The sequence below is a fragment of the Actinomycetota bacterium genome (genome assembly GCA_035540895.1).
Classification (GTDB): domain Bacteria; phylum Actinomycetota; class JAICYB01; order JAICYB01; family JAICYB01; genus DATLFR01.
In genome coordinates this window covers 1-3,917 of record DATLFR010000070.1, presented here as the reverse complement: position 1 = coordinate 3,917, position 3,917 = coordinate 1, and the positions used below count along the sequence as shown (strand labels likewise).

Sequence of the window (3,917 nt, the reverse complement as noted above, 5' to 3'; positions counted from 1 at the left end):
GAGGGCTCCCGTGCCCAGCATCGTGAGCTCCCGCAGCGCGAACGTGCGCCCGAAGGCGAGGAAGGCCGCCCCGACGATGAGCAGGGTCCGGCCCCGGGGGGTCAGGGACATCAGCGCCTCGATCGCGCCGGGACGGGGACCTCCTCCAGGGCGTCCGCCACCACGTCGTCGGCCGAGACGCCCGCCAGCTGGGCCTCGGGGGTGAGGATGAGGCGGTGCGCGAGGACCGGTTCGGCGAGCTGCTTCACGTCGTCGGGGGTCACGAACTCCCTGCCTTCCGACGCCGCGAGCGCCCGGGCCGCCCTCATGAGCATCAGCCCCGCCCGGGGCGAGGCCCCCAGCTGGGTGTCGCGATGGCCGCGCGTCGCGTTCAGCAGGTCGACGATGTACACCTTCAGGCTGTCGGCGACGTGGACCGATGCGGCGATCTCGATCATCTTCACGATGTCGCCCGCCTTCGCGACCGGATCGAGGTCGTCCACGCGCCCGGACCGCTCGTGCACCGACAGGACCTCCACCTCGTCGCGTGGCTCGGGGTACCCCACCCGCACCCGGAGGAGGAACCGGTCCAGCTCGGCCTCGGGCAGAGGGTAGGTCCCCTCGTGCTCGATCGGGTTCTGAGTGGCGATGACCATGAAAGGGCGTTCGAGCTCGTAGGTGTCTCCGTCGAGCGTGACCTGCTGCTCCTCCATGCACTCCAGCAGCGCCGCCTGCGTCTTGGGGGAGGCCCGGTTGATCTCGTCTCCCAGGACCACCTGGGCGAAGATCGGGCCCGGACGGAACTCGATCTCCCGCTTGTCGTGCGTGAAGATCCTCACGCCGGTGATGTCCGTAGGCAGCAGGTCAGGCGTGAACTGGATGCGCCGGAACGAGCAGCCGAGCGAGCGCGCCAGGGACTTGGCGAGCATCGTCTTGCCCACGCCGGGCACGTCCTCGACGAGGAGGTGGCCCTCGGCGACGAGCGTCACTATGGCGAGCCGGACGACCTCGCTCTTGCCCTGGATGACCTGCTCGACGTTCGCCTGGATCTTCGAGAAATGGCGGGAGAACGCGTCGAAGACGTTCTTCTGGGATCTCGCAGCCACGCAGGCACCTTTCTCGAGCGGCGGGTGCGTCCGATCGTACCAGCGCGCCTGGGACGACACCGCTGTGGGTTCAACGGTTCGGTGGGTGTCGCGGTTCCTGCGCGGGACCTGCACATCTCCCGCGCTTCGATGGGGTTGAATGGAGCCATGACGTTGGAGACGGTCCTGTTGGCGGCCCCCCGCGGATGGTGCGCGGGCGTGGACCGCGCGGTCGAGATCGTGGAGCGGGCGCTCGAGATGCACGGGCCCCCCGTCTACGTGCGCAAGCAGATCGTCCACAACCGCCACGTGGTCGAGGACCTGGAGCGCCGCGGAGCCGTCTTCGTGGAGGAGGTGGACGAGGTCCCGCCGGGGTCGGTGACCGTCCTCTCCGCCCATGGGTCGGCTCCCGTCGTCTACGAGATGGCCCGGGAGCGCGGCCTGGAGCTGATCGACGCCACGTGTCCGCTGGTCACGAAGGTCCACGTGGAGGCGATCAGGTTCCGCCGCCGCGACCGGACGATCCTGCTCATCGGCCACGCCGGCCACGAGGAGGTCGAAGGGACGATGGGGGAGGCCCCCGAGCGGACCCTGCTCGTTCAGGACGTGTCCGACGCCGAGACCGTCGAGGTGCCGAACCCGGACAACGTCTCCTACCTCACCCAGACCACGCTCTCGGTCGACGAGACGAAGGACATCATCGACACGCTCCACCGGCGGTTCCCGAACATAAAGGGCCCCACGAAGGCGGATATCTGCTACGCGACCACGAACCGGCAGGCCGCCGTGAAGGTCCTGGCCCACCGGGCGCCGCTCGTGCTGGTGATAGGGGCCCCCAACTCGTCCAACTCGCTGAGGATGGTGGAGGTCGCCCGGCAGGAGGGGGCGGCGTCCTACCTGATCGAGGACGAGACCCAGATCGACGAGGCATGGCTGGACGGCGTCAGCGTGATGGGGCTCTCCTCCTCGGCGTCGGCGCCCGAGTGGCTGGTCGAACGCGTCCTCGCCCACCTCAAGGCCTTCGGGCCCGCCCGCGTCGAAGAGGTGACCGTCACGAGCGAGGACGTGCGGTTCCCCCTCCCCCGCGAGGTCGTGGCCGGCTAGAGCCTCCTTCGGAGGGGCCGCGCTCCGCGTGGGATGATGCGCTGATATGGACCCTTCCGCGTTCCGCGCCCTGCTCCAGGAAGGACCGCTGCTCGGCGACGGCGGTCTGGGCGCCGCGCTCGTCGACCGGGGGGTCGGTCTCCACGCCTGCTTCGAGGACCTCAACCGGACGGACCCGGACCTCGTGGCGGAGGTCCACCGCGGCTTCGCGGAGGCCGGGGCGGCGTTCGTGGAGACCAACACCTTCGGCGCGAACAGGTTCAACCTCGCCAAGCACGGGCTCGAGGACCGGGTCGCGGAGCTGAACTCGCGCGGGGTCGAGATCGCGCGGCGAGCGGGCGTGCTCGTCGTGGGGTCGGTGGGGCCGCTGAGGGTGCACCTCGTCCCCTACGGCCGGGTGTCCCGGGCCCAGGCCTTCGAGGCTTACGCAGAGCAGGTGTCCGCGCTCGCCGAGGCGGGAGCGGACCTCATCTTCATCGAGACCCAGTCCGACCTCGTCGAGATGGAGCAGGCCCTCGCGGCCGCCCGGTCCGTGACCGGCCTGGCCGTCGCGGTGATCGCCACCTTCACCCGTGACGACCGGACGCTGCTCGGGTCCACACCCGAGCAGGTGGCTGCGCGTCTCGTAGAGCTCGGAGCCGACGCGGTCGGGGTCAACTGCTCGGAGGGCCCGGCGCAGGTCCTGCGGGTGGCCGCCGCGATGCGCGGCGTGGCGGGGGACACCCCGGTCGTCGCGATGCCCAACGCCGGCGGACCGTCCCGGGTCGGGACGAGGATCCTCTACCCGGCCACGGGCGAGTACATGGGCGAGTTCGCCCGGGCCGCCCTGGCCGCGGGGGTCTCGGTGGTCGGAGGGTGCTGCGGGACCGGGTTCGGCCACGTCCGCGCGATGGCGGACGCACTCGCCGAGCCCAGACAGCCCGTCCTCGAGATGTTCCAGCCGGTCGAGCCGTCCGAGGGGGCGGAGCGGACCTTCGCTCCCACCGGGCTGCAATCGATGCTGCGGCAGGGCCGGTTCGTGGTGTGCGTCGAGATGGAGCCGCCGAAGGGGCACTCGGCCGCGCGGCTGGTCGCGGGGGCCGAGACGCTGCACGAGGCGGGAGCCGACGTGATCTACGTCTCCGACTCGTCACGCGCGCGCCTGCGCATGTCCGCCTGGGCGGCCTGCCGCCTGATACAGGAGCACGAGGGGATCGAGACGATCCTCGGGTTCCCGACCCGGGGACGCAACCTGCTGCGCGTCCAGGGCGACCTGCTGGCGGCGCACGCCCTCGGCCTTCGTCACCTCTTCGTCTGCATGGGCGACCCCACGCAGATCGGGGACTACCCCGCGGCCACCGATACTCAGGACATCGTCCCCACCGGGCTCATGGAGCTGGTGTCCGGGTCGTTGAACTCGGGGACGGACCAGGCCGGGACGTCCATCGGGGAGCCGACCTCGTTCGTGGTCGGGTGCGCGTTGAACCTCAACGCGACCGACCTGGGACGAGAGACCCGGCTCCTCAAGCGGAAGATCGACGCGGGGGCCGACTTCGCCCTCTGCCAGCCCATCTTCGGCATGGAGCCGCTGCGGCAGCTGCGCAAGGCGTACGAGGAGAGGTACGGGCATCTCACCCTCCCGCTCATCGTGGGCGCCTGGCCGCTGCTCAACTCGCGCAACGCCGAGTACCTCCACAACGAGATCCCCGGCATCACGATCCCCGACGATGTCCGCGCCCGGATGCGGGAGGCGGGGGAGGACGGGGAGGC

Annotated in this window: 3 protein-coding genes; 2 read left to right on the top strand and 1 reads right to left on the bottom strand. The window is 70.7% G+C overall.

Translation table 11 applies throughout. The annotated features are described in order from the left end of the window. Positions 1-110: 110 nt before the first annotated feature. Positions 111-1,085 (bottom strand): MoxR family ATPase, encoded by a 975-nt coding sequence (locus tag VM840_04035; GenBank protein ID HVL80745.1) that lies wholly within the window; start codon positions 1,083-1,085, stop codon positions 111-113. 147 nt (positions 1,086-1,232) lie between these two features. Here VM840_04035 and VM840_04030 point away from each other — a divergent pair, with 147 nt between their 5' ends. Together VM840_04030 and VM840_04025 are read left to right on the top strand one after the other, a co-directional pair. Further along, positions 1,233-2,168 (top strand): 4-hydroxy-3-methylbut-2-enyl diphosphate reductase, encoded by a 936-nt coding sequence (locus VM840_04030; GenBank protein HVL80744.1) that lies wholly within the window; start codon positions 1,233-1,235, stop codon positions 2,166-2,168. A 46-nt stretch (positions 2,169-2,214) separates the two neighbouring features. Then, on the top strand, positions 2,215-3,917 hold a 1,703-nt coding region (locus tag VM840_04025; GenBank protein HVL80743.1), incomplete at its 3' end, for a bifunctional homocysteine S-methyltransferase/methylenetetrahydrofolate reductase.

What these genes read in the sequence shown, in the direction of transcription:
- VM840_04030 (HVL80744.1), top strand. Translation starts at nt 1,233, where the DNA reads ATGACGTTGGAGACGGTCCTGTTGGCGGCCCCCCGCGGATGGTGCGCG.